The sequence below is a fragment of the Hoeflea sp. AS16 genome, from assembly GCF_038900095.1.
GTDB lineage: Bacteria > Pseudomonadota > Alphaproteobacteria > Rhizobiales > Rhizobiaceae > Hoeflea.
In genome coordinates, this window is record NZ_JBBMQQ010000005.1 from 197,444 (window position 1) to 222,232 (window position 24,789).

Genomic DNA, 24,789 nt, shown 5'->3' on the forward strand with positions numbered 1-24,789 from the left:
GCATGAAGGTTGGCGATACGCATTACCGGTCGATCTGGTTTGATGGTGAGAAGGCCAGGGTAATGATCATTGATCAGCGCTGGCTGCCGCACGAGTTCCGGGTGGTCGAGCTCCACACACTGGATGAGTTTACCACCGCGATCCGGGACATGTGGGTGCGTGGTGCGCCGTTGATCGGCGCTACCGCAGCCTATGGCGTCGCCATCGAAATGCAGCGCGATGCCTCCGATGCATCGCTCGACAATGCCTGGGAGCGGCTGCACGAAACCCGGCCCACGGCCGTCAATCTGCGCTGGGCGCTCGATGAAATGCGCCAGGTGCTTTCCGCCCTTCCCGAAACCGAACGCGCCGCAGCCGCCTTCCGCAAGGCGGAAGAGATCTGTGACGCCGATGTCGAGACCAACCGGATGATCGGTGTTCATGGCCTTGAGATCATCAGCAAGATCGCCGCCACCAAGAAGCCCGGTGAAGCGGTCAACATTCTAACCCATTGCAATGCAGGCTGGCTGGCAACGGTGGATTGGGGCACTGCCACTTCGCCGATGTATCACGCGGCCAAGGCCGGCATTCCCATCCATGTCTGGGTCGACGAAACCCGTCCGCGCAACCAGGGCGCCCAGCTTACCAGCTGGGAGATGAACAGCCACGGCATTCCGCATCATCTCATCGTCGACAATGCCGGCGGGCATCTGATGCAGCATGGCCAGGTCGACATGGTCATTGTCGGCACCGACCGGACAACCGCTTCGGGCGATGTCTGCAACAAGATCGGCACCTATCTCAAGGCGCTGGCAGCCCATGACAATGATGTGCCGTTCTACGTGGCGCTTCCTTCAAGCACGATCGACTGGACAGTCGATGACGGTGTTCGTGAAATCCCGATCGAGGAACGCGACGACCGCGAGGTCACCCATGTCTTTGGCCGTCTGGAAGATGGCAGCGTCACCTCGGTGCAGATTTCCCCGGATGGCACGTCCGGCGGCAACCCGGCATTCGATGTGACGCCGGCACATCTGGTCACCGGCCTGATCACCGAGCGCGGTGTCGCCGAAGCCACCCGCGAAGGTCTGCTGGGCTTGTTTCCCGAGCGCCGCAGCGCCGCCTGAGCCTTGCTTGCCTGAGCGGGAACCTGCTCAGGCAAGCTCCATCATCGCCGCGGCACAGCTCTGGTTGGTGACCACGTGTGTGGCATATCCGCCCCTGATGGCGGCAACGGCCGCCGGCACGCGTTCCTCGCCCACCGAGACCAGGATTCCCATGTCACGGTGGCGCAATTCCTCAAGTTCGATACCCATCATCCGGTCATCCAGCGGACCGCTGACCGGATCGCCCTTTGCATCGATGAACCGGCCGCAGAGCACGCCGACCGCGCCATTGGCGATATAGTCCTCGAGTTCTTTCGAGGTGGCGACCCCGCTTGAGGCGACATGGCTGTCGGGATTGCACGAGCCGACGGCAAACAGCGTCTTGTTGCAGGCGCTGATGGCGTCGAGTTGCTTCGCGATCAGCGATTCCGCACGCAGGGTGGCTGCAATCTCGGCCGTGCTCAGGATCGCCGGCACATGCAGGTTGATGCACTTGGCGGAAAACTTGCGCGCCACGTTGGAGGAGCAGACGTCGGCTGAAAAGCCGTAGGGCGTGGCCATCGAGCCGACCAGCTGCAGCACGGTGAGATCGGCAATGGTGGTCTGTTCCAGGCGCTCGGCGACATCGTAGATGGTCTTGCCCCAGGCAACGCCGAGCCGGTCGCCGGGCTCGAGCAGGCTTGGCAGCCAGTCCGCAGCGCCGCGTATGATGCGGCTTGCATGGTCGTCCTGGCCGCCGGTGCCATCGGGCAGGATATAGGCGGCCTTGAGACCGAAGCGGTCACGCAGTTCCAGCGCGGCGCGATGGGTGTTAAAGGCTTCGGGGGACAATTTCGTGTGGATGTAACCGCGTTCGCGGGCTTCCTGCAGATAATTCACCACAGTGGCCCTCGAGACCAGCAGCCGGTTGGCTATTTCGCTCTGGTTGAGCCCGTCGTGGTAGTAAAGCCACGCGGTCTCGACGACGATATCCTCGCCGCTGATCTGTTTGGTTGAGCGCCTGGTTGAGTTCTGAGGCATTTCGATCCACCACCAATATATACATTTGACAATAGCGAATGACTTTTGTCAAATACGCCAAATTCACATGGGCAGGAGACGGTAATGCGGCAAAACAGATGGAATGACAAGGAAGCCCAGGCGCGGGTCGATGCGGCGGGCTCCAATCCTGCAGACCAGACACTGGCGCTCAGGGTCTATTCATCCCGCATCATCGGTGCAGATCCCGACCTTGTCATGCACGGCGGCGGCAACACATCCGTCAAGGCCGAGCGTGAAGACCTGTTCGGTGTCATGCGGCGTGTACTCCACGTCAAGGGCAGCGGTTGGGATCTCGATACGCTCGAAGCGCCCGGTTTGCCCGGTGTCCGGCTCGAGCCGCTGCTCGAGATGCGCAAGCTCGATGCACTGTCGGACGAGGACATGGTCAATGTGCAGCGCTCCAACCTGCTCGATTCTTCCGCTCCCAATCCGTCGGTCGAAACCCTGCTGCATGCCTTCCTGCCGCACACCTTTGTCGATCACACCCATGCAACGGCCTTTCTGGCGCTGGCGAACCTGCCCGATGCAGAAGCCGCAATCCGCGAGATCTTCGGAGACCGGCTGGCGGTAGTGCCCTACATCATGCCCGGTTTTGCGCTGGCCAAAAAGGCAGCCGAAGTGTTTGACGCCCATCCGGACTGCGAAGGGCTGATCCTGCTCAAGCACGGCCATTTCACCTTTGGCACAACAGCCAGGGAGAGTTACGACCGGGTGATCGAGCACACCAACATGGTCGAGGAATGGCTTGCTGCACGCAACAATGGCCGCAGGTTCGAAGCAACCGTCAACAGGAACCGCAAGCTTGCCGACCCGGCCTCGGCTGCGTCCGTCCTGCCGCTCCTGCGTGGCGCCATCGGACGCCTGCGCGGCGAGCACCATGATGGCGCGCCACGGCCCGCAGTGATGGACATCAGGGCTGGCCAGGCAATCGAAGCCTTTCTCGGTCGCACCGACCTTGGGGATCTGGCGCAACGTGGCGTCGCTTCGCCCGATCACGTGATCCGCACCAAGGGCCGCATGCTGGTGCTGGGCAAGGACGATCTCGCCAAGGGCCGCTCCGGCATCGAAGCCAGGGTAGAGGAATTTGCTGCGTTCTACCGGGCGATGTTCGATACCCAGTTGAAACGGGTCGGTGGCGGCAAGGTCATGCTCGAGCCGTACCCTTGCGTGGCCTGGATCGAGGGCGTCGGCATTGCCGGCATCGGCAAGGATGCAACCGCGGCATCGGCTGCTGCCGATATTGCAGAGCAGACCGTCGAGGTGATGAGCCAGGGCGAGGCCGCCGGCGGCTTCCGCCCGATCGGGCCGGATGATCTCTTCGACATGGAATACTGGTCGCTCGAACAGGCCAAGCTGTCAAAGGCCGCGGCCAAGCCGTTCGCCGGACAGGTTGTTGCCGTGACCGGCGGCGCCGGCGCCATCGGACTCGCCACCGCGAAAGCCTTCGCCCGCGAAGGCGCGGCAATCGCGCTGATCGATTTCAACGCAGAGGCCTGCAAGGCCGCCGCGGCCTCGATCGGACCAAACTGTCTCGCGGTCGTTGCCGATCTCACCGCGAAGGGCGCCGCGGAGCAGGCGATCAGTGAAATCATCCAGCGCTTCGGCGGCCTCGACGTGCTGGTCTCCAATGCCGGTGCCGCCATCCAGGGTATGCTGCTCGATCTCGACGAGGAGACGCTGCGCTCGAGTTTCGAGCTCAATTTCTTCTCCCACCTGGCGATGGCGCGGGCCGCGGCAAAGGTGTTCGCGGCACAGAATCACGGCGGGCAGATGCTGTTCAACGTCTCCAAGCAGGCCGTCAATCCGGGCAAGGGCTTTGGCGCCTACGGTCTTCCCAAGGCCGCCACCTTCTTCCTGGTCCGTCAACTGGCGCTGGAGCTTGGCAGTGCCGGTGTCAGGGTCAACGGCGTCAATGCCGACAGGATCCGTTCAGGCCTGTTGACCGATGACTTCATCAAGTCCCGGGCCGAGGCGAGGGGTGTTTCTGCCTCCGATTACATGGCGGGCAACCTGCTCAAGGCAGAGGTCGAGGCCCATCATGTCGCCGATGCTTTTGTCGCGCTTGCAAAATCCGAACGCACGACGGCCCATGTCATCACCGTGGATGGCGGCAACATCGAGGCCGCCTTGCGGTAAGCACAGAGGGATACCGTCCGGCATCCGGACCTGTTGAACCGCTCTTTAAGGGGCGTCATTTGCAAGCGGGCTCGCGCTCAGTTCGCTGGCTTCTCGACCTGTCTCGCGTAGGCATTGATGGCGGCCTCGGTGCCATTGCGCCAGATATAGTCCAGCCAGGAACCAAAGGCTTCCGAGAACCGCGGGTCGCCGGCAATGTCGCCATAGATCCGGTTTTGGGCCAGCCAGGCCTGCGGGTCGTTGCGTGCGCTCTGGGCTGCCTTGGCCAGACTGGCCCATTGCGGGTCATTTGGCTCGATGGCTGATCCGTCTTCCCGCGTTCCTGCACACATCCGGGCCCAGAGTGCCTCCACGAGGCTCAGGCCGTCCACAGGCCCGCCGGCATCCAGCGCATCGCGCAGGATGGGAAGAACGAAGCCGGTGTGGCGCGAGGACCCGTCAAACGCCACCCGCCGCGTCGTGTCATGGATTTCCGGGTTGGAGAACCGTGTTTCAATCAGGTCGACATAATCGGTCGGGGTCATGCCCGGGACCGGCTTGACATAGGGCGCGATCTCTTCCCGCTCGACCTTCCTGAAAAAGGCCAGCAGGGCCGGGTGGGCCATGCACCCTGCGATGGTTTCGACAGACAGCAGTTCCCCCGCATTGGCGAGCACCTGATGGCCGGCATTGAGGATGCGGATCTTCATCGTCTCGAAATCATGCACATCATTGGTGAAGATCGCACCGACCTGGTCCCAGTCCGGCCGGCCTGCGCAAAAATTGTCCTCGATCACCCACTGGCGGTAATTTTCGTGGGTCACCGGCGCGGCATCGACGATGCCAAGCTGAAGGGCGGCGGCGATCTCCTTCGGGCCCGTGGCGGGCACGATGCAGTCGACCATGGAATTGGGAAACGTGCAGTTCCGGTCAATCCACTCTGCAAGTCCGGGATCGGAAAGCTTGGCGAGACCCAGAACCGTTTGCCTTGTGATCTTGCCGTTGCCCTGAAGATTGTCGCAACTTTGAACCGTGAAAGGACCATGCCCGCTGTCGCGCCTGAGCTTCAGCGCGGCGATGATCGCGCCGAATACGGTGCGTGGCGTTCCCGGGTGCTCAACGTCATGTTGAATGTCCGGATGAGACACGTTGAAAGCCCCGGTGCCCGGATCCGTGAAATAGCCGCCTTCGGTCACCGTCATGGCGACAATGCGAATTTCTCGCGCAGCCATGGCGTTGATCAGTGGGCCGTTTCCGTCTTCGATCGGCAGATAGTCAATCATCGAGCCGATCACCTCGGCCGACGTGGCGGCGGGATCCAGCTCGATCAGCGTGGTCAGGCAGTCCTGCGCGAGAAGCCGGTCACGCATTGCAGCATCATAGGACCGCACTCCTGCGCCGATGATGGCCCAGTCCAGCGCAGACCCGTTCTGCATCAGCCGGTGCAGATACCACGCCTGGTGGGCGCGGTGAAAATTGCCCAGGCCAATATGCACGATGCCGGCCGTCAGGGCTGACCGGTCATAATGCGGGCGCCGGACGCCCTCGGGGAGATCGGCCAATGTTGCGTTGGCGAGCTTTACCGGCTTTTGTCCCATCACATCTTTGTCCATCAGTTCAGCCATTGTCCGCCATCAACATTGTAGGTCTGGCCGACCACGTAGTCGGCGTCGGCGCTGGCGAGGAAAACCGCCATGCCGCAAAGGTCCTCGGCCGTGCCCATCCGGCCGAACGGAACCGCATTGCCGACTTCCGTCTTTTTCTGGCCCGGAGCCTTGTTCTCGTATTTTGCAAAGAAGGCATCGACGCCGTCCCAGTGCTCGCCGTCGACGACGCCCGGGGATATCGCGTTCACGTTGATGCCGTGGGAAATGAGGTTCAGGCCCGCCGACTGGGTCAGACTGATGACCGCGGCCTTGCTTGCGCAATAGACGGCAACCAGCGGTTCACCGCGGCGGCCGGCCTGACTGGCCATGTTTATGATCTTGCCGCCCTCGCCACGTTCGATCATGTGGCGTGCCACAGCCTGAAGTGTGAAAAGCGTGCCGGCGACGTTGATGTTGAAAACGCGCTCGAAATCGTCCCGGCCAATCTCGGTGATCGGTGCCGCGGTGAAAATCGCCGCGTTGTTGATCAGGATGTCGATGCCGCCAAGGGCTGCAAGCGTTTCGCTGACAGCGCGCTCGATGCTTTCCTGGCGCGAGACATCCATCTCGACGGCAATGGCGGCATCACCCAGCTCCGAAGCTGCCGCCCGGGCTCTGGCAAGGTCTATGTCGGTGATGGCCACCCGGGCGCCTTCGCGGACATAGGCTTGCGCAAAAGCGCGTCCTATGCCGCGGGCAGCTCCGGTGATCAGCGCCGATTTGCCTGCCAGCCGTTTCATTCGATCCGCAGCCCGTCAGCTGCAAAGCGATGGATCTTTTCCGCAATCGGGGTCAGGTAGACAATGTCACCATGACGCGCGCTGAACTCGCCATCCACACGCACCGTCATTGTCTCGCCGCCGTTTTCCGGATGGACATACAGGAAGGTGTCGGAGCCAAGATGTTCGGCAACGCCGACCTTGGCTTTCCACTCGCCTTCGGTGAGTGAAATGTTCAGGTGTTCGGGACGGAACCCGATTGCATGGGCGCCATGCTTTGCGGCTTCGGCGCCTTCCATGAAATTCATTCTGGGCGAACCAATGAACCCGGCCACGAAGCGGTTGCACGGCCTGTTGTAGAGCTCGAGCGGGCTGCCGACCTGTTCGATCACGCCGGCCTGGAGCACCACGATCTTGTCGGCCATCGTCATGGCTTCGACCTGGTCATGGGTCACGTAGATCATCGTGGTTTTCAGGCGCTCGTGCATTTCGCTGATTTCAAGGCGCATGCCGACCCGCAAGGCCGCATCAAGGTTCGACAGGGGTTCGTCGAACAGGAACGCGGAAGGTTCCCGCACGATGGCCCGTCCGATGGCGACGCGCTGGCGCTGGCCGCCGGACAATTGTCCTGGACGGCGGTCGAGATAGTCGGTGAGGTTGAGAGCCTTGGCCGCCGCTTCGATCCGGCGGTCCTGCTCGGCCTTGTCCATCTTCGCCATCCGCAACGGGAAGGCGATGTTCTTGCGAACCGACATATGCGGATAAAGCGCATAGGACTGGAATACCATTGCCAGCCCGCGCTTGGCGGGAGGAACGTTGGTGGCGTCCTGCCCGTCGATCGCGATATGGCCCGATGTCATGTCCTCAAGCCCGGCGATCAGCCGCAGCAGCGTGGACTTGCCGCACCCGGAAGGTCCGACGAAGACCGTGAACTCACCGTCTTCGATTGTCAGGTCGAGGGGCGGAATGACCTGAACATTGCCGAACTTCTTGGTCACCTGGTTAAGTTGAATGCGTCCCATTGGTCCGTTCCCCTATTTCACAGCGCCGAAGGTCAGGCCGCTGACGAGTTGCTTCTGGCTGAACCAGCCGAGGATGAGAATTGGTGCGATCGCCATGGTCGAGGCCGCACTCAGCTTGGCGTAGAACAGCCCTTCCGGGCTTGAGTAGCTGGCGATGAACGCGGTCAGTGGCGCGGCCTTGGCTGCGGTCAGGTTGAGGGTCCAGAAGGCCTCGTTCCATGCCAGGATGACATTGAGCAGCATTGTCGAGGCGATGCCCGGAATAGCCATCGGGGTCAGCACGTACATCACTTCTTCTCTCAGCGAAGCGCCGTCCATACGAGCTGCCTCAAGAATCTCGCCGGGGATTTCCTTGAAGTAGGTGTAGAGCATCCAGACGATGATCGGCAGGTTGATCAGCATCAGCACGACGACCAGGGCGATTTTGGTGTCGAGAAGGCCCATCCTGATGAAGATCAGGTAGATCGGGTACAGAACCCCGACCGCCGGCAGCATCTTGGTCGAGAGCATCCACAACAGGATGTCCTTGGTCCGCTTGGAAGGCACGAAGGCCATCGACCAGGCGGCGGGGATCGCGATGATGATCCCGAGGATGGTCGAACCGCCGGCGATGATCACCGAGTTCCACAAAAAGCGCATGTAGTTGGAGCGCTCCAGCACCACCCCGTAGTTCTCCAGCGTCCAGTCAAAGGCGAGAAAGATCGGTGGATCCGCGATCGCCTGTGCTTCGGTCTTGAAGCTGGTCAGTATGGTCCAGAGGATCGGGAAGAAGATCAGCAGGCCGACAGCCCAGGCGGCTGCCGTGTTGATCACCTTGCGTTGCTGCGTAACTGAGCGTGCCATGACGTCCTCCTCCTCACGCGTCCAGGTTCTTGCCGACCATGCGCATCAGGAAGATGGCAACGATGTTGGCGAGAATGATTGCATAGACACCACCGGCCGAACCCAGTCCGACATTCTGGCTTTCCAGCACACGCTGGTAGATCAGGTAGGTCAGGGTCTTTGTTCCGAACGCACCCTGCGTGGTCACGAAGATCTCGGCGAAGACCGACAGCAGGAAAATGGTCTGGATCAGGATGACCACGGTGATGGCGCGGCCGAGGTGCGGCAGCACGATGTAGCCGAAGCGCGCCAGCGGCGGGGCACCGTCCATTTCGGATGCCTCCAGCTGTTCGCCGTCGAGCGACTGGATTGCGGTCAGCAGAATGAGTGTTGCAAATGGCAGCCATTGCCACGCCACGATAATCACGATCGAGATCATGGAAGCTTCGGTCAGCCACTCGATCGGCTGGGCATCGAAGGCTTTCCACAGATGGGCGAAAAGGCCGTTGACCGGATCCATGAACATGTTCTTCCACACCAGCGCGGAGACTGTCGGCATGACGAAGAACGGTGCGATGACCAGAATGCGGACAATTCCCTGGCCCCACATCGGCTGGTTCAGAAGAACCGCCAGCAAAACGCCGAGCACCACTGTGATGAGCAGGACACCGCCGACGATGGTCAGCGTGGTCAGAACGGAGGGCCAGAAGGCGCTGGACGTGACAAAGCGCACATAGTTGTCAAATCCGACCCAGCCGAGGTCGCCGCCGCGAAGCGGCAGGAATTTCTTGAACGAGAAGTAGAGGGTCATCATCAGCGGCACGAGCATCCAGCCGAGAAGCAGGATAACAGCCGGCGCCAACATGATGCGCGCTGCGGATCGGGATTGCTGGGTCGCCATGACACACCTCCTCATCGGACGGCAAAACCCGCCCGTGCGTTTCATTGCTATCGTCTTGGACGTGTACCAGAGGGCAGTACTGACACTGCCCTCTGGCTGGGAGGCAAGCCTCAGTAACCTGCGGCTTCCATTTCTTCCGCGGTCAGCGCCTGCGCCTTGGCAAGGGCTTCTTCAGCGGTCTGCTGACCGGCAAGGGCTGCCGAGAATTCCTGGCCAACCTGGGTCGCGATACCGGCAAATTCGGGGATTGCAGCGAACTGCACGCCCACATAGGGAACCGGATCAACCGTGGGGTTGTTCGGATCCGCCGACAGGATGCTTTCCAGCGTCATCTTGGCGAAAGGAATGTCCTTGTAGTTTTCATTCTCATACAGCGACTTGCGAGCACCCGGAGGCACGTTCGCCCAACCCTCTTTCGAGGCAACCAGCTCGATGTAGTCCTTCGACGTCGCCCACTGGATGAATTCCTTGGCGGCGGCTTCCTTCTTGGTGCCGGCCGGAATGGCCAGAGCCCAGGCCCAGAGCCAGTTGCTGCGTTTGCCAAGACCCGTATCGGGAGCAAGCGCAAAACCGACCTTGTCCGCAACCTTGGAATCCTCGGGATTGGTCACGAACGACGCCGCCACCGTGGCATCGATCCACATGCCGCATTTTCCCTGCTGGAAAAGCGACAGGTTCTCGTTGAAGCCGTTGTTGGATGCACCGGGAGGGCCCGCTTCATTCATCAGGTCGATGTAGAAGTTGAGCGTCTTTGCCCACGGTTCCGTATCGAACTGCGGCTTCCAGTTTTCGTCAAACCAGCGGGCGCCGAAGGCGTTCGAGGTTGCGGTCAGGAACGCCATGTTCTCGCCCCAGCCGGCCTTGCCGCGCAGGCAGATGCCGTAGATCTCGTTTTCCTTGTCCGTCATCGCACGGGCTGCATCGGCGACAAATTCCCAAGTGGGTGCATCAGGCATTTCCATGCCGGCTGCATCCATCAGGTCCTTGCGGTACATGATCATCGAGCTTTCGCCGTAGAAAGGCGCCGCATACATCGTGCCGTCATAGGAAAGGCCGCCGCGCATGGCGGGCAGAATGTCGTCGACATCGTAGTCAGCGGGCAGGTCGTCCATGGAGACCAGCCAGCCGTTCTTGGCCCAGATCGGAGTTTCGTACATGCCGATGGTCATGATGTCGAACTGACCGCCCTTGGCCGAGATGTCGGTGGTGACACGCTGGCGAAGAACATTTTCCTCCAGTGTGACCCATTCGACTTCATGGCCGGTCTTGGCAGTGAAATCCTCCGTCAGACCCTGCATGCGGATCATATCGCCGTTGTTCACGGTTGCGATGGTGATTGTCTCGGCGAATGCGCCGGTGGTGCCGAGGACCGACAAGGCGGTCGCCGCACACAGTGCGTACTTGAGGTACATCCGTATCCTCCCTTTGATTGGATGTTGCCACAAGATGGTACATCCAAAAACAGGATCGCGTCAATTAAATTTTTACGCGCGTAAAAGTAAAGGAGTATTTGCCAAGTGCTGCAATGTGTTAAGCAGAGTCTCTCATTACCAGCCTGCCGTCATACAGCGTAACTTCACGTATTTGGGCGCGTTGTTCTGACTCGATGAGCGTGAACAGTGTTTCCGCGGCCTTCGTGGCAATAGAGGTGTAGTCCTGTGAAACGGTCGTCAGTGTCGGGCAGGTGTAGCGCGAGAAGGGATGGTCATCGTGTCCGGCTATGCGCAAGGTGCAGTCGTCTCCCAGCCCGACGCGCAACCCCTGCTGATAGGCGGCGGAAAGCAGGCCGATCGCCAGTCGGTCGTTGCTGCATAGCAAGGTGTCGGTCGGCAACGTCCGGTCGGCAATGACCCGTGATCCTTCGCGGAAGCCGATTTCCTCGAAATCCCAACCTTCACCCTTGACCTGGATCAGATGCGGCTTGTGCCCCAATCGCTCCATTGCCTGGACATAGGCACTCCGGCGTTTCAGGGCGTTCGGGTTTGCCGGCGTCAGCATCTCGAAGAAGGCCGGTGGCTCACCGGTTCTGCAAAGATACTCGACGATCAGGCCGATACTCTGATGATTGTCCGACCCGACGAAGGCTTCACCGACGTTTTCAATATTCGCATCGAACAGAACCGTCGGGACATCGTTGCAGAAAGCCGCAATGCGGTCTGAATCCGACATCCGCCCGAGCGGCGCAAGCAGCACGCCTGCCGGCTTTATCAGCCGCAGGTTGTTGAGGTTCTCGATCTCCTGGTCCGGGTTTCCCTGCGAACCGAGCACAATCGGACGAAACCCGGCCGCGGAAACGTGGTTTTCCACATTGCGCGCAATCTCGGCAAAGAAGGGGTCCGACATGTAGGGGATGACGATGCCGACATTCTTGGTCAATCGCCGGTTCTGGTTCATCGCATAGAAATTCGGCCGGTAATCGTAAAGCTCAAGCGCTTTCTCGATCCGTTCCCGTGTCGATTTCCGGACGCTGTCGGGATCATTGAAATACTTGGAGATCGTCGGACGTGAAATGCCGCTCACGGATGCGAAGTCGTCCATATTCTTGATTTTCGAGTCGCTCATCCGTCAGCTTGCCCTTTTCATGTTCAAGTGCTGGCAGCAACACTTGAAGATCGCGATTCTCTCAAATCGCGTATAATCGCGGGCAACTTAGTTTACGGGCGCAAATATTGCCAGCACTCCCTCGCGCCATCAAAGCGGGGGCCGCCTGATCGGGGAATTCGGCAGGAGGTTGAGAGCGGTGGATCCGCTCTTTGCTGGCAGGATGGTGAGATAAAGCAGTCCCGGCGTCTTTAGGTCGCGGTCGCTTTCATTGTCGGTTTGTGCTGGCTGTCGGCGACCCACAAGTCGATTTCATCCTGCTTCCGGTTCGCATGGATCGACACAGCTCCGCCTGCAAACAGCGGCGCCACCGAGCGGTAGCTAAATGTTTGCAACGGCCTGGCCGCGGTTTCGGCGGCCAGTCGCATCAGGTAGCTCGCCTGCAGCGGCCCGTGGAACACCAGCCCCGGATAATGTTCTTCCCCGGTTGCATAGGGCAGGTCGTAGTGGATGCGGTGGCCGTTGAAGGTCAGCGCCGAGTAGCGGAACAGCAATGTCGCCGACGCATCTATCTGCCGGGAGTGGTCGGCATGAACCGTCTCTGTTACCGGGTCGGATTTGGTTTGGCCGGCAACCGAGGTGGCGGCCTTGGTGTCCTGATCCCGGTAGACAATATCCTGACGTTCGCTGAGAACGACGCCGCGCGGCGTCAGGTAGTCGTGCCGCACGGTCACGAAGACCAGCGCACCGCTCCGTCCGGTCTTGGCTGTAACATCTTCGATCTGCGAGCGCTTGGTGACGCTGTCACCGACGTGGAATTCATCGGAAAAATCGACATGCCCGCCGGCCCACATGCGCCGCGGCAATGGCACCGGCGGCAGGAAACCGCCGCGCGCCGGATGGCCATCGGGACCAAGCGCGCTCATCGGTGCGATGTCCGGTGCCAGGCACCAGTGAATGCCCAGCGGCGCCGGATCGCCCGGCGCGAGGCTGGAACTGGCATCGAAAATTGCATTGAAGCTCTCGACCAGCCGCGGCGTGATGGTGTCGCTCTTCTCCTGGCTGCGGCCGATCCAGCCGCGCAATTTGTCGATATCGACCATCATGTTCTCCGTGAGGCTCAATAGGATCGTGGCATGCCAAGCACATGCTCGGCGATGTAGCTCAGGATCAGATTGGTCGAAATCGGCGCCACCTGGTAGAGGCGGGTTTCCCGGAACTTGCGTTCAACATCGTATTCTTCGGCAAACGCAAAGCCGCCATGGGTCTGCACACAGGCCTCGGCTGCCGCCCACGAAGCGTCAGCGGCTAGCATTTTCGAGATGTTGGCTTCCTCGCCGCAGTTCTCGCCGTCCTCATAGCGCCGGCATGCGTCCCGGACCATCAGTTCGGCAGCCTTCATCTGGGCGTAGGCGCGGGCGATCGGGAACTGGACGCCCTGATTCTGGCCGATCGGCCGGCCGAACACTTCGCGTTCTTTCGCGTAGGCGCTGGATTTCTGGATGAACCATTTGGCATCTCCGACGCATTCCGCGGCAATCAGGATCCGTTCGGCATTCATGCCCGAGAGAATGTAGCGGAACCCCTTGCCCTCTTCGCCGATCAGGTTTTCCGCCGGGATCCGGACATTGTCGAAGAACACCTCGGTGGTCGAATGGTTCATCATCGTCCGGATCGGACGGATGGTCATGCCGGCCTTGCTGGCTTCGCGCATGTCGACGATGAAGACGGAAAGCCCGTCTGTCTTCTTGGCCACTCCGTCCTTTGGTGTCGTGCGGGCCAGAAGCAGCATCAGGTCGGAATATTCGGCGCGCGAGGTCCAGATCTTCTGGCCGTTGATGACATATTCATCGCCGTCGCGGGTGGCGAAGGTCTTGATCGAGGTGGTGTCGGTCCCGCTCGTCGGTTCGGTGACGCCGAAGGCCTGCAGCCGCAACCGGCCGGCTGCGATTTCGGGCAGGTATTTCTGCTTCTGGGCGTCATTGCCGTGCCGGAGAATCGCACCCATGATGTACATCTGCGCGTGGCAGGCGCCGCCATTGCAGCCCGCGCGCTGGATCTCCTCGAGAATGGCCGCCGCCGCCGACAGCGGCAGGCCGGAGCCTCCGTATTCCTCGGGGATCAGCGCGGCCAGGTAGCCGGCCTCGGTGAGGGCCGTGACGAATTCGGCAGGATAGGAATTGTCATGTTCGAGCTTCTGCCAGTATTCGCCCGGAAAGCCGGCGCACAGCTTTGCCACTTCTTTCTGAATTTCGGCGTAATCCTCAATGGTCCCGGGCATCGTCATTTCTCCATATGCAGTTTTGCAGGGACGATAGGGCGACGCCGCTATAACTTCAAATAGGATAAGGTGAGGTCATCCATATATGAAATGTATAAGGATGGCAGCCGGTCTGGTCCGCTCAATCGAGCAGATGCCGCACGTCGGTCTGGCTTTCGAGGCTTGCCAGCCGCGCATAGAGCTCCGAGGCACGATTTCCCAGAACCGGGCGGGCAAGGGTCATGAACTTGTCCTCCATCTGCGCCTGCGGCGGGAAGCTGTCGGGCTCGCCGGACGGATCGGCAATCATCCGTTCATGGCTGCCCTCACGGGTGCGAACCATGACATGGGCGCCAAACGGATGGCGAAGACCTTCCAGCCGGTCGTCCTGCCGCACATCGATCCTGGCGGCAATTGCCTCGATCTCGGGGTTGCCGAGCAGTGCGTAATCGTCCCAGCCGAAACTGCCCTGGTAAAGCGCGACTGCGGCGGTGAACGGCATAGAGAACTGCCCGTCGACGACGCTCTGTGGCCGCCTTTTCTCCTCCAGCGGCGCACCGGTCAGCACGATGCCGTTGCGGTGCAGGCCGATGGTGACCCCGGTAACGTCATCGGCAGACCACCGGTTTTCGCTGCGCATGGCAATCAGGCCATCGATGGCGGCATGGGTGTAGCGGCAGCTTGGATAAGGCTTCATGCCGATCTTCATGGTTTCCCACACCGAGCCAAGACCGGCAGTGGCCATCTCGGGCCGTGCATTGTCGGTGTAGCCGCGCAGGAAGCCGTGCTTGCCTTCGATGGCGTCGGCAGCGCCGACGAAACCCTCGCTCGCCAGTGTCGCGGCAATCAGCCCGTTCATGGCAGCAGCGCCGACCTGGTAGCGCTTGTTCCAGGCGCCGTTGACGAGGAATTGCAGTGAACCGGCGGCCTGGCTTGCCGCCACTCCGAAAGCCGATTCCAGACCCTTGGCGTCAAGCCCGAGCAGTTTGCCGGCCGCTGCGGTGGCTCCAAAGGTGCCTGCCGTGGCGGTCGGGTGAAAGCCACGGGCGTAATGCGAGGTCGGGTCGAGCGCGTTGCCGAGCCGGCAGCAAACCTCGAAACCGGCGACAATCGCGGTGAGCAGCTCGGTTCCGGTGGCGCCGGTCATTTCGGCCGCTGCCATCGCCGCCGGCACGACCGGAGCGCTTGGATGCAGCGAGCTGTCGGCGTGGGTGTCATCGAAGTCGAGAGAATGGCCAAGCACGCCGTTGAGCAGCGCAGCTGTCGCTGGCCCGTAGCCGCGGTCCTGTCCGAAAACCCGTGCCCTGCCCAAAGCACCAAGGCCAAGCCGTTCGATCATTTGCATCACCGACGGCGTCGAATCCGCTTCCTGCCCGGCCCGGACGATACTGCCGACGAGATCGATCATCAGGTTCCTGGCCCGCACCGGAACTTCGGAAGGCAGGTCGTCAAAGGAAAGACCGGCGACGTAGGCGCCAAGGATCGCGGTTGTTTTTGTCATCATGTCTGCCTGTTCGAAGTCCGTTTGTGATCATCGCGAATTTGCCGGGCTCGGGCAATGACCGGTGCATCAACCATCTGTCCATCGATGGTGACGGCGCTGCCGTCGCCGATGCCGGCCAGAATCCGCTGCGACCAGGCCAGCTCTGCTTCCGTTGGCGCAAGGCCACGCCGTGCCGGTGCAATCTGGGCAGGGTGGATCAACAGTTTGGCCTTCAGGCCAAGGCTTGCGCCATAGCGGGCGTCCTGCTCGATTTCGGCCTCGTCACGGGTCGAGCGGGTGACCCCGTCGACAGGCGCGGGCTTCCCCGCAACCCGCGAAGCGACGACCAGGTGGGAGCGTGCAAGAAGCAGTGCCTCGCGGCTGTGTTCGCAGCAGAGGTCGGCGGCAAAGTCGATGGAACCGAAGGCAATCCTGTCGGCCGCGCGGGCGATTGCATCTGCGCTGGCAAGTCCGGCTGCTGTTTCAACCAGGGCAATGATTTCCGCGCCCCGATCAAGCCCGGCGCGAATGGTTTCGATGTCGGTAGCGCTCTCGGCTTTTGGCAGCACGATTCCGGCAATCCTGCCGGTCGCGAACAGGTCGGAAACCGCGACCAGATCATCCGAATGCCATGGTGTGCCGATGCCGTTTATCCGAACCAGAACGGGTATGGCCGAGGCACTCGCCGCGTTCAGTTTCGTGCACAGGCTAACGCGTGCCTCCTGCTTTCGCTCAGGCGCCACCGCATCCTCGAGGTCGATGATGACCGCATCCGCGCCCGAGGCAATCGCGCCGGTATACCGCTCCGGCCGGTCGGCCGGTACGAAAAGATAGAGAGACGGTGTCTCGGACATGGGGTTCACAGGCTATCGCGATACAAAAATGGGATGAGATTGCGGACGATAGGATGGTCACGAGGTCGCGTACCAATAGTATTTTGATAAGGCGACCATCGCGTTCCATTATGCAGGGCAGTGCGTTCGGCGGTCGAAACGACCTATAGCGTGATGTTATCGCCTCCCCATTTCAGTGTTATTTGTAGTGATAACCGAAATCAGCAATTATCCGCCCGGGAGACAGCCGCCGGGGAGGTGGCTGGACGCACATTTCAAAGCATGGGCATTGGCGATGAAAAAGGATCTCGACGGCTTGCTGGTCGTTTCAGTCGAACAGGCCGTAGCCGCACCTTACCTATCCAGCAAGCTCGCCGATGCGGGTGCGCGGGTGATCAAGGTTGAACGGCCGGAAGGCGATTTCGCCCGCGAGTATGACCATCTGGTGCATGGCGAGAGCGCCTATTTCGTCTGGCTCAACCGCGGCAAGGAATCGCTCTGTCTCGATCTCAAGGCTGATGCTGACAAGCAGGTACTTGCGGCGATCATCGCCGAGGCCGACATCTTCATTCAGAACCTGGCTCCGGGGGTGATCGACCGCCTGGGATTCGGTGTTGACGAACTCAGGCAGCGCTATCCCCGGCTGATCACCTGTTCGATCTCCGGCTATGGCGACGAGGGACCGCTGTCTCACCTCAAGGCCTATGACCTGCTGGTGCAGGCCGAAAGCGGCCTGTCGGCAATCACCGGCAACGAGCATGGCCCGGCGCGGGTTGGTGTTTCCGTTTGCGATATCGCTGCCGGGATGACGGCAACCCAAGCCGTGATGCAGGCGCTTTATGCGCGTAGCGTCACCGGCGAGGGCCGCCATATCGCCGTCTCGCTCTACCATGCGCTGTCGGACTGGATGAACGTCCCCTATCTGCAATATGTTTACGGCGGCAAGATTCCCCAGCGCAGAGGTCTCAATCATCCGACCATCGCCCCCTATGGCGCCTATACCTGCGATGGTGGCAAGCAGATCCTGTTTTCGATCCAGAACGAGCGTGAGTGGCTGACGCTTTGCAACGAAGCGCTCGGACGCCCGGATCTCGCCACGGACGAACGCTTCAAGAGCAACAGCCTGCGGGTTGCCAATCGGGCGGCGCTGGATGCGGAGATCGTTCCGCTCGTGGCGGCGCTTTCACGCGAGGCGATGGCCGAGCGGTTGCAATCGGCGCGCATTGCCTATGGGCGGATCAGTACGCTTGAAGACGTATCAAACCACCCGCAGAACCGTTATTCGACCATCGATACACCGACCGGGCCTGTCCGTATCCTGGCGCCGGGTGTCCTGGTCAATGGATTGCAGTCAGAACTCGGCAAGGTGCCGGGCCTGGGGGAAGACACGGACCGGATCCGTGCCGAGTTCAAGCCCGCCACGGCCGGTGAATGACGCTAACCACAGACTGACAGCTTGCCTGCCTTGACAATCCGTGCGCCCCGATGGGTATAATAAAAATGCCTGTCGATATGGCATGCCATACAAAAAGCATGGGTGCGCAAGTGGATCTCCGGCAACTTCGATATTTCGTCGCGATCGTTGAAAACGGCTCTTTCTCAAAGGCCGCTGCAATGCTCAATGTCGCGCAGCCCGCATTGAGCCTTCACGTCCGCAACATGGAAGCCGATCTCGGCACACAGTTGCTGTTCCGCAGTCCGCACGGTGTTCTGCCCACGGAAGCGGGAGAGATCCTGTTGCGCAACGCCCGCGTCATCATCGACCAGTTTGCTTTCGCGGCAGAGGAGATCCGCGGGCATGAGTCAGAGCCCAGCGGCGAGGTGCGGCTTGGCCTGCCGGGAACCATCAGCCAGATCCTGTCAGTTCCGCTGATCATTGCCGCGAGAAAACGCTACCCGCGCATCAAGCTGACGATTGCCGAGGCGATGAGCGGCTTCATTACCGAGTGGATCCGCGAGAACAAGATCGATCTCGCGGTTCTCTACATCCCGGTGCAGGACCGGACGCTGGCATCGCATTCGGTGCTGAGCGAGCAATTGTGCCTGCTCGGTCCAGCCACCGCCATGCCGGGCATCAAGCTTCCCGCCGATGGTCCTGTTGCCTACAAGCAGGTTGCGGAATTGCCGCTCATCCTGCCCAGTGTCAACCACGGCTTGCGTGAATTGCTGGAAGGCGTGGCCAGCAAGAGCGGCCTGCCTCTCAACACCATCATCGATGTCGATTCCTACGGCAACATCAAGGAACTGGTGGAGGAAGGCATGGGCTATTCGGTCCTGCCTTTCAACGCGATTGCGCGGGAAGTGCAGGACGGCCGGTTGAGGAGCTGGCCGATCCGCAAGCCCGAGCTCCAGCGTGACGTCTATCTGGTTCACGCCTCTGACCGGCCGATGCCCAATGCGGTCACCGTGATCGAGGCGCTTTGCCGCGAGACATTGCTCGACCTGGTGGATACCGGCCGCTGGCGCGGCGCGCGGGCCTTGCCCGAGGCTCTGCCTGATAACGCTTAGGCATAGAGCCAAGCCCTAAACTGTCTTTGCATGAATATGGCACGCGTCTCCAGGTTCGCTTGACAGGAACCCGGAGGATGCCCGCCATGTTTTGCCGGCGTACCGCTTCCTGCCCGTGTCCGGCGCACGATCTGACGCTGGAATGGCCAGAGCCGTGGACGGGCACACCGGCCATGGATCAGGGTATGGCTGAAGCCGCCAGCGCCATAACAATCCTGTATGGAGCTTAACGCAAATCGATAATTTCAATAATGCCGTCGGCTGGTATTGTTTCTTTCAATCCGGTTGGGTTCCCAATGTTTTGAATGGCTTGGGATGCTGTTTGGGCGCTTGCACCGGAGAGGTGCGCCGCCTGATCTGCAGGGGATGATCTGCATCGATCTGTCTGTTTTCGGGATGATTGATGGCGGTGTCGTCGGATGAGGTGAGGGAGGAGTCTGGTCATGGATCTCAGCAAGGTGTTTCGCCTGCTCAATCAGGAGAGGATTGTCTTTCTTCTGACGCTTCTTCTGTTCGCGGCATTCTCACTCACGCTGAACAATTTCCTGTCGGCGGGCAATCTTCTGTCTCTGGTTCGCAGCGTCGCGGTTCTCGGCATTCTGGGGCTGGGCATGCTTATCGTGGTGCTTGGCCGCGGCATCGACCTGTCGCTGGTGGCGACCATGGCGATCTCCGTTGCCTGGGCCATGCAGCTGGTTTCGCAGGGCATGCCGGTTTACGCGGCCATGACCAGCGGTCTGCTGTTCGCGCTCGGCATTTCGCTGGTGACCGGAATTCTGGTTGCCTATGCCGAAATCCCGCCGCTGTTTGCCACGCTTGCCATGGCAACCTTCATCTACGGTTTCGGCCGCGCCCACATGATCACCGGCACCGATGTGGTCTACATGCCAAAGAACATGGGCTGGATTGTTGAGTTGGGGCAGGGGCATTTCCTTGGTCTGCCAATGCCGATCCTTGTGGCCGCGGGCATGGCGCTGGCTGTGTTTCTGTTTCTCAAGTACACAAAGCTCGGCGCTTTCATTTACGCCATTGGCGACAACCTTTCCGCCTCCCGCATCGGCGGCATACCGGTGCGTCCGATGCTGGCGCTGCAATATGTCATTTCCGGAGGCATTGCCTTCGTCGCAGGCATCATCACCGCCACCTCGGTAGAGGCGATGAACACCCGCGTGGTCAATTCCAACATGATCTACGACGTCATCCTGGTCGTGGTCCTGGGCGGCGTCGGCCTGTCCGGCGGCCGCGGCAATGTGCGCAACGTCATCGTCGGCACTTTGCTGATCGGCGTGCTGATGAACGGCATGACCATCATGGACGTCGAATACACCATTCAAAACGTCATCAAGAGCCTCATTCTGCTGCTCGCGATCGTCGTCGACAGTATCGTCAACCCCCGCGATGAACAGACAGGCCAGCAGGGGGATATCTGAATTTCAATTTGAACTCGCAGAGACTTGGACAAGGAGGAGTGAACAATGGGTAAGACAGGTTTCATGAAATTGACGGCGACGGCGCTTGCCGCTCTCGCCATCGGTGCAACGGCAGTCAATGCTGCTGACGATCTCAACGATCCGTATCGCGGACCGGCGCTGGAAGCGCTGCAGGGCAAGTCCATTGCCTATCTGCCGATCTCGATCGGCTTCGATCTGGCGCAGGCCTGGGGTGGAGTCGTCAAGACCGAATCCGAGCGCTACGGAATGACATTCACCTCGCAGGATCCGAACTGGAACACCGACGCGATGGCGCAGGGCATGACCGCGCTGATCGCTGAACGTCCCGATGTCATCGTGACGCAGAACCCGGACATGCAGTCGCTTGCCCGGTTGATGAAGCAGGCGACCAAGGCCGGCATCGTCGTGGTGCAGCTCAACATGCAGGGCGCGGTCCAGACCGATGCCTTTGTCGGTCCGGACTTCATCGCCATGGGCGAGCAGGCGGCCAACATGATGCTGGAAAAATGCGGCGCCGGCACCGACACGTCGCACAAGGTGGCGATCGTGCAGGGCGTGCTGACCGGTGGCGTCAGCTACTATCAGGTCCAGGGCATGATGAAGGTGTTCAACGAACATCCGGAAATCGAGATTGTCTCCAGCCAGGCAGCCGACTGGGATGCATCCAAGGCGCGTGCGATCACCGAAACCGCTTTGCAGCAGCATCCCGACATGTGCGGCGTCATCGACGTCTGGGATGGCCAGGGCATTGGCACCGGTGCAGCCATCAAGCAGGCCGGCAAGCAGGGTGAAGTCTTTTTCATCACCTCGGGCGGCGGCGCGCAGAGCATGTGCAACGGACTTGAGGACGGCACCTATTCCGCCGTCATCAACTACAACGCACCCGGCATGGGCCGCGACGCCTGGACTGCCATCATGGTGGCGCTTCAGAACGGCCAGGGCGCTGGCGCGATCAAGACGCAGATCTACTCTCCGACACGGGTGATGACCAAGGACGACGTCCAGGCAGGCACCTGCTGGGATCCGGAGCAGTACGCGAAAATCCTTCGCTGATTTCTGTCAAAGCCCTGTGGCCGGATCACTTTCCGGCCACAGGCTGCAATTTTCGTTGCCGCAGTTCTTGCGTTGAATCTATCGAATAAGGGGACGTACTTTGGCGTCGGCGAGTAACCTTACGAAGCTGAGATACCGCTTCATTCCCGACCATGTGATCGGGGAGATCCTCTCAAAGAAGTGGATCGACAATGCAATTCCCTTTCTGGTGCTGGTTTGCGTGGTTCTGATCTTCGGATCGCTGATCCCCAATTTCTATTCCGGCTCCAACCTGTCGATCACGGCGCGCCAGTTCGGCGAATTCGGACTTGTCGGTATCGCCATGATGGTGGTGATCGTCGTCGGCGGCATCGATCTTTCGGTCGGCTCCAATTTCGCGCTTGGCAATTTCATGATGCTGGCGCTTCTCAATCTCGGAGACTGGCCTGTCGAACTGGCTGCACCCACGGTGATCCTGATTTGCGGCAGTGTCGGTCTTCTCAACGGATTTCTCATTGGCTATCTGCGGCTCAGGGCGTTTCTGACGACACTGGTGACGCTGATCATTGTCCGTGCCGTCGTCGATATGCTGCTGTTGCGCTATGCGCAGGCGATGTCGGTGAGTTTCTACGAATCCCCGCTGTGGGACCTAATGGGGCTTGGCGGTTTTTTCGGCATCCCGTTTTCCTTCGTCGTGCTGGTCATCGTCTCCGTGGTCGGCCACATTTTGCTGACCCGCTCACGTCCGGGCTGGCGGATGATGGCCATCGGCGGTTCGCGCCGGTCCGCGCACAATATCGGGCTTTCGGTTCGCGGCACGATCTGCGCCGCCTACACCATATCCGGCATGCTTTGCGGCCTGGCCGGAGTGCTCTACGCATCCCGGCTTTCCGGTGCCGGGACCGACACCGGAATGGGACTGGAAATCGCGGCGCTGACCGCGGCAGTGCTTGGCGGCAACAGCCTTGGCGGTGGCCGCGGTTCGATCGTCAAGGCGCTGATCGGTGCGCTTGTCGTGTTGCTGATGACCAACGGCGTGTTGCGGCTTGGCCTCAACAGCGGCTCGGGTCCGATGGTGCTTGGCCTGACCCTGATCTTCGCGGTCTTCGTTGACGTCAAATGGCTGAAGAATCGCGACAAGCTTCTCTCCAAGGTTTACGTCTCGCCGACCTATATTGAACTGCCGAAACCGGTCTCCACGGCGCAGGCGGACAACACCGCACTTTCCGTCAATGACCGGCTCAATGATGTCGAGATCATCGGACTTGGCGAGGTGGAATCGCCCGAGGATGTGATCCTCGACGATGATGACCATCTTTACTGCGGAACCCGCCATGGCGACATCGTCCGCTTCCTGGCACCCGACTACAAGCAGTCCGAAGTCTTTGCCCATATCGGTGGCGCACCGCTCGGCATGTCTTGGGACAAGGACCGCAACCTGCTGGTCTGTGTCGGCGGCATGGGCCTCTACAAGATCTCTCCCGATCGCACGGTCTCCAAGGTAACGGACGAGACCAACAGGTCGACCTTCTCGGTGGTTGACGATTCCCGGCTGCGGCTTGCCGACGACCTGGATATTGCCCCCGACGGGCGGGTGTTCTTCTCGGAAGCGACGGTGCGTTACGAAATGCATGACTGGCCGGTCGACGCGCTCGAAAGCCGCGGCAACGGGCGCATCATCTGCTACGATCCGAAAACCGGCAAGACCCACACCGCGGTCCGCAACCTGATCTTCCCCAATGGCATCTGCACCTCGCAGGACGGGCAGTCGATCCTGTTTGCCGAAAGCTGGGCCTGCCGCATCAGCCGTTACTACTTCGACGGCCCGAAGGCAGGTCAGGTCGAGCCGGTTCTTGACCGGTTGCCTGGCTACCCCGACAACATCAACCGCGCCTCCGACGGCACCTACTGGGCCGCGATCATGGGCATGCGGTCGCCTGCTCTTGACGTGGCGCTGCAGATGCCGGGCTTCCGCAAGCGGATGGCGCGTCGCATTGCGCCGGATCAGTGGCTGTATCCCAACCTCAATGTCGGCTGCGTCATTCGCTTCAACGACAAGGGTGAAATCCTCGAATCGCTGTGGGACCAGCATTCCCAGAACCATCCGATGATCACCTCGATGCGCGAGCACAAGGGCTATCTCTATCTCGGCGGTATCACCAACAACCGCATCGGCCGCATCCGTTTGCCTGACCGGGATACCAGCTGGAGTGGCTACCAGAACTATTGGGGGCAGAACTCATGATCGGTGCAATGCGAGACTGGGCTGATCGCTTCCTTGGCCGCGGTTCTGCCGCCGTCACGGTGCCGCCTCTTGATGGTGCGCTCAAGCCCAACACCAAACTCGATGAGGCTCCGAAGGGCATTGATGCCGACGAGCCTGACGACATGGTCGTTTTTGACGGCAACACCTATTGCTCTGCCGGCAACCGCCTGCTGCAGGTGGATGAGAATGGTGGGGCAACGGCGGTTTTCGACGCGCCTGGCACCATTACCGCTCTTGCGGCATCACCTGAGGAAAAAATAGCGGTTGCAAGCCAGCCAGGTGGGATCCATCTGGTCAATGGCGACGGCAGCGCGATTGCAGTTGCAGGCGAGCATGACTGGCAATGCATCACGGCGATGGCCTTTGTTGATGATGCAACTTTGCTGATCTGCGTCGGCTCGACGCGGCACGGAATTGGTGAGTGGCAGCGCGACCTGCTCAGCTCCGGCAAATCGGGCGAGATCTGGACGCTGGACACCGGTACCGGCAAGGCCGCGCGGATTGCCGGCGGACTGGCCTATCCCAACGGTGTTGTCGTCGAGGCAGACAGCAACATCGTCATCAGCGAAAGCTGGGCCAAACATCTGGTCCGGCTGACACCGGCCGGCAAGCTTGTCGGTCAGGTCATGGAAGATCTGCCCGGATATCCCGCCCGCATCTCGCGCAACGCGCGGGGCGGTTACTGGCTTTCCCTGTTCGCACCGCGCAGCCAGTTGATCGAATTCGTGTTGCGCGAACCTCAATACCGCAAGGCGATGATGGCGGAAGTCGCGCCGGAGTTCTGGATCGCACCGGCACTGCGCAGCGGCCTGTCGTTCCATGAGCCGATGCAGGGCGGGGCGCTCAAGCAGATGGGTATCCTCAAGCCGTGGGCGCCAACGCGCTCTTACGGCCTGGTGATCGAGCTTACCCCCGATTTCGAACCGGTCCGCAGCCTGCACAGCCGTGCGGGCGGAAAACGTCACGGCATTACAGCCACGGTAGAGAATGGCAACCGGCTCTGGCTTGCGAGCAAGGGCGGAAATGAAATCGTTGCCATCGAACTCATGCGGCAGGGAGCTTGA

The 24,789-nt window shown here is 60.7% G+C and carries 19 protein-coding genes and 1 pseudogene; 8 read left to right on the top strand and 12 right to left on the bottom strand.

What is annotated here, in order from left to right; all coding sequences use genetic code 11:
- Nucleotides 1–2 precede the first annotated feature (2 nt).
- Nucleotides 3–1,106, top strand: coding sequence for an S-methyl-5-thioribose-1-phosphate isomerase (gene mtnA, locus WNY80_RS14870; RefSeq protein ID WP_342888173.1), 1,104 nt, complete (start codon nucleotides 3–5; stop codon nucleotides 1,104–1,106).
- 27 nt (nucleotides 1,107–1,133) lie between these two features.
- Here the strand turns inward: mtnA and WNY80_RS14875 are convergent, their stop codons facing one another.
- Entirely contained in the window at nucleotides 1,134–2,105 is a 972-nt protein-coding gene (locus WNY80_RS14875) for a sugar-binding transcriptional regulator (protein WP_342888174.1), read from the bottom strand.
- Between the two features lie 84 nt (nucleotides 2,106–2,189).
- Here WNY80_RS14875 and WNY80_RS14880 point away from each other — a divergent pair, with 84 nt between their 5' ends.
- Complete coding sequence (locus WNY80_RS14880) at nucleotides 2,190–4,262, top strand: bifunctional aldolase/short-chain dehydrogenase (protein ID WP_342888175.1); 2,073 nt, start codon at nucleotides 2,190–2,192, stop codon at nucleotides 4,260–4,262.
- Nucleotides 4,263–4,339: 77 nt separating this feature from the next.
- Here WNY80_RS14880 and WNY80_RS14885 read toward each other — a convergent pair whose 3' ends face one another.
- From WNY80_RS14885 to WNY80_RS14935, 11 genes and pseudogenes are all read right to left on the bottom strand, one after another.
- Nucleotides 4,340–5,866 carry a mannitol dehydrogenase family protein gene (locus WNY80_RS14885; protein WP_342888176.1) on the bottom strand — a complete coding sequence of 509 codons (1,527 nt, stop codon included), beginning with the start codon at nucleotides 5,864–5,866 and terminating at the stop codon, nucleotides 4,340–4,342.
- Nucleotides 5,854–6,627: an L-iditol 2-dehydrogenase gene (locus WNY80_RS14890; protein ID WP_342888177.1), complete on the bottom strand. Its 774-nt coding sequence runs from the start codon at nucleotides 6,625–6,627 to the stop codon at nucleotides 5,854–5,856. The genes WNY80_RS14885 and WNY80_RS14890 overlap by 13 nt, the downstream gene beginning before the upstream one ends.
- Nucleotides 6,624–7,628, bottom strand: a complete 1,005-nt coding sequence (locus WNY80_RS14895; RefSeq protein WP_342888178.1) for an ABC transporter ATP-binding protein — start codon at nucleotides 7,626–7,628, stop codon at nucleotides 6,624–6,626. Before WNY80_RS14895 ends, WNY80_RS14890 begins: the two co-directional genes overlap by 4 nt.
- A gap of 12 nt (nucleotides 7,629–7,640) precedes the next feature.
- A complete protein-coding gene (locus WNY80_RS14900) occupies nucleotides 7,641–8,471 on the bottom strand; it encodes a carbohydrate ABC transporter permease (RefSeq protein WP_342888179.1) in 831 nt (276 codons plus the stop codon).
- A gap of 13 nt (nucleotides 8,472–8,484) precedes the next feature.
- Nucleotides 8,485–9,351: a sugar ABC transporter permease gene (locus tag WNY80_RS14905; protein WP_342888180.1), complete on the bottom strand. Its 867-nt coding sequence runs from the start codon at nucleotides 9,349–9,351 to the stop codon at nucleotides 8,485–8,487.
- A 110-nt stretch (nucleotides 9,352–9,461) separates the two neighbouring features.
- Nucleotides 9,462–10,763: a sugar ABC transporter substrate-binding protein gene (locus tag WNY80_RS14910; protein ID WP_342888181.1), complete on the bottom strand. Its 1,302-nt coding sequence runs from the start codon at nucleotides 10,761–10,763 to the stop codon at nucleotides 9,462–9,464.
- A 118-nt stretch (nucleotides 10,764–10,881) separates the two neighbouring features.
- Entirely contained in the window at nucleotides 10,882–11,913 is a 1,032-nt protein-coding gene (locus tag WNY80_RS14915) for a LacI family DNA-binding transcriptional regulator (protein ID WP_342888182.1), read from the bottom strand.
- A gap of 230 nt (nucleotides 11,914–12,143) precedes the next feature.
- A complete protein-coding gene (locus WNY80_RS14920; RefSeq protein ID WP_342888183.1) occupies nucleotides 12,144–12,998 on the bottom strand; it encodes a MaoC family dehydratase N-terminal domain-containing protein in 855 nt (284 codons plus the stop codon).
- Nucleotides 12,999–13,012: 14 nt separating this feature from the next.
- Complete coding sequence (locus WNY80_RS14925; RefSeq protein ID WP_342888184.1) at nucleotides 13,013–14,173, bottom strand: acyl-CoA dehydrogenase family protein; 1,161 nt, start codon at nucleotides 14,171–14,173, stop codon at nucleotides 13,013–13,015.
- Nucleotides 14,174–14,294: 121 nt separating this feature from the next.
- Nucleotides 14,295–15,653, bottom strand: coding sequence for an MmgE/PrpD family protein (locus WNY80_RS14930; protein WP_342888233.1), 1,359 nt, complete (start codon nucleotides 15,651–15,653; stop codon nucleotides 14,295–14,297).
- Nucleotides 15,639–16,489: pseudogene (locus WNY80_RS14935) on the bottom strand (CoA ester lyase); the annotation flags it as partial. The gene WNY80_RS14930 and the pseudogene WNY80_RS14935, both read right to left, overlap by 15 nt.
- Nucleotides 16,490–16,763: 274 nt before the next feature.
- On the opposite strand from WNY80_RS14935, the gene WNY80_RS14940 reads away from it, so the two are divergent.
- The 6 genes from WNY80_RS14940 to WNY80_RS14965 all read left to right on the top strand — a co-directional run bounded on the left by WNY80_RS14940 (nucleotide 16,764) and on the right by WNY80_RS14965 (nucleotide 24,789).
- Entirely contained in the window at nucleotides 16,764–17,903 is a 1,140-nt protein-coding gene (locus tag WNY80_RS14940) for a CaiB/BaiF CoA-transferase family protein (RefSeq protein WP_342888185.1), read from the top strand.
- A 98-nt stretch (nucleotides 17,904–18,001) separates the two neighbouring features.
- Nucleotides 18,002–18,976 carry a LysR substrate-binding domain-containing protein gene (locus WNY80_RS14945; protein WP_342888186.1) on the top strand — a complete coding sequence of 325 codons (975 nt, stop codon included), beginning with the start codon at nucleotides 18,002–18,004 and terminating at the stop codon, nucleotides 18,974–18,976.
- A 443-nt stretch (nucleotides 18,977–19,419) separates the two neighbouring features.
- On the top strand, nucleotides 19,420–20,406 hold the full coding sequence (locus WNY80_RS14950; protein ID WP_342888187.1) for an ABC transporter permease: 987 nt from the start codon (nucleotides 19,420–19,422) through the stop codon (nucleotides 20,404–20,406).
- Between the two features lie 45 nt (nucleotides 20,407–20,451).
- On the top strand, nucleotides 20,452–21,480 hold the full coding sequence (locus WNY80_RS14955) for a sugar ABC transporter substrate-binding protein (protein ID WP_342888188.1): 1,029 nt from the start codon (nucleotides 20,452–20,454) through the stop codon (nucleotides 21,478–21,480).
- 100 nt (nucleotides 21,481–21,580) lie between these two features.
- Nucleotides 21,581–23,704, top strand: a complete 2,124-nt coding sequence (locus WNY80_RS14960) for an SMP-30/gluconolactonase/LRE family protein (RefSeq protein WP_342888189.1) — start codon at nucleotides 21,581–21,583, stop codon at nucleotides 23,702–23,704.
- Nucleotides 23,705–23,712: 8 nt separating this feature from the next.
- Entirely contained in the window at nucleotides 23,713–24,789 is a 1,077-nt protein-coding gene (locus tag WNY80_RS14965; protein ID WP_342888190.1) for a strictosidine synthase, read from the top strand.

What these genes read in the sequence shown, in the direction of transcription:
- WNY80_RS14940 (WP_342888185.1), top strand. Translation starts at nt 16,764, where the DNA reads ATGAAAAAGGATCTCGACGGCTTGCTGGTCGTTTCAGTCGAACAGGCC.
- WNY80_RS14890 (WP_342888177.1), bottom strand. Translation starts at nt 6,627, where the DNA reads ATGAAACGGCTGGCAGGCAAATCGGCGCTGATCACCGGAGCTGCCCGC.
- WNY80_RS14945 (WP_342888186.1), top strand. Translation starts at nt 18,002, where the DNA reads ATGGGTGCGCAAGTGGATCTCCGGCAACTTCGATATTTCGTCGCGATC.
- WNY80_RS14910 (WP_342888181.1), bottom strand. Translation starts at nt 10,763, where the DNA reads ATGTACCTCAAGTACGCACTGTGTGCGGCGACCGCCTTGTCGGTCCTC.
- WNY80_RS14875 (WP_342888174.1), bottom strand. Translation starts at nt 2,105, where the DNA reads ATGCCTCAGAACTCAACCAGGCGCTCAACCAAACAGATCAGCGGCGAG.
- WNY80_RS14900 (WP_342888179.1), bottom strand. Translation starts at nt 8,471, where the DNA reads ATGGCACGCTCAGTTACGCAGCAACGCAAGGTGATCAACACGGCAGCC.
- mtnA (WP_342888173.1), top strand. Translation starts at nt 3, where the DNA reads ATGAAGGTTGGCGATACGCATTACCGGTCGATCTGGTTTGATGGTGAG.
- WNY80_RS14895 (WP_342888178.1), bottom strand. Translation starts at nt 7,628, where the DNA reads ATGGGACGCATTCAACTTAACCAGGTGACCAAGAAGTTCGGCAATGTT.
- WNY80_RS14880 (WP_342888175.1), top strand. Translation starts at nt 2,190, where the DNA reads ATGCGGCAAAACAGATGGAATGACAAGGAAGCCCAGGCGCGGGTCGAT.
- WNY80_RS14920 (WP_342888183.1), bottom strand. Translation starts at nt 12,998, where the DNA reads ATGATGGTCGATATCGACAAATTGCGCGGCTGGATCGGCCGCAGCCAG.
- WNY80_RS14885 (WP_342888176.1), bottom strand. Translation starts at nt 5,866, where the DNA reads ATGGCTGAACTGATGGACAAAGATGTGATGGGACAAAAGCCGGTAAAG.
- WNY80_RS14925 (WP_342888184.1), bottom strand. Translation starts at nt 14,173, where the DNA reads ATGCCCGGGACCATTGAGGATTACGCCGAAATTCAGAAAGAAGTGGCA.
- WNY80_RS14965 (WP_342888190.1), top strand. Translation starts at nt 23,713, where the DNA reads ATGCGAGACTGGGCTGATCGCTTCCTTGGCCGCGGTTCTGCCGCCGTC.
- WNY80_RS14915 (WP_342888182.1), bottom strand. Translation starts at nt 11,913, where the DNA reads ATGAGCGACTCGAAAATCAAGAATATGGACGACTTCGCATCCGTGAGC.
- WNY80_RS14905 (WP_342888180.1), bottom strand. Translation starts at nt 9,351, where the DNA reads ATGGCGACCCAGCAATCCCGATCCGCAGCGCGCATCATGTTGGCGCCG.
- WNY80_RS14955 (WP_342888188.1), top strand. Translation starts at nt 20,452, where the DNA reads ATGGGTAAGACAGGTTTCATGAAATTGACGGCGACGGCGCTTGCCGCT.
- WNY80_RS14950 (WP_342888187.1), top strand. Translation starts at nt 19,420, where the DNA reads ATGGATCTCAGCAAGGTGTTTCGCCTGCTCAATCAGGAGAGGATTGTC.
- WNY80_RS14930 (WP_342888233.1), bottom strand. Translation starts at nt 15,653, where the DNA reads ATGACAAAAACAACCGCGATCCTTGGCGCCTACGTCGCCGGTCTTTCC.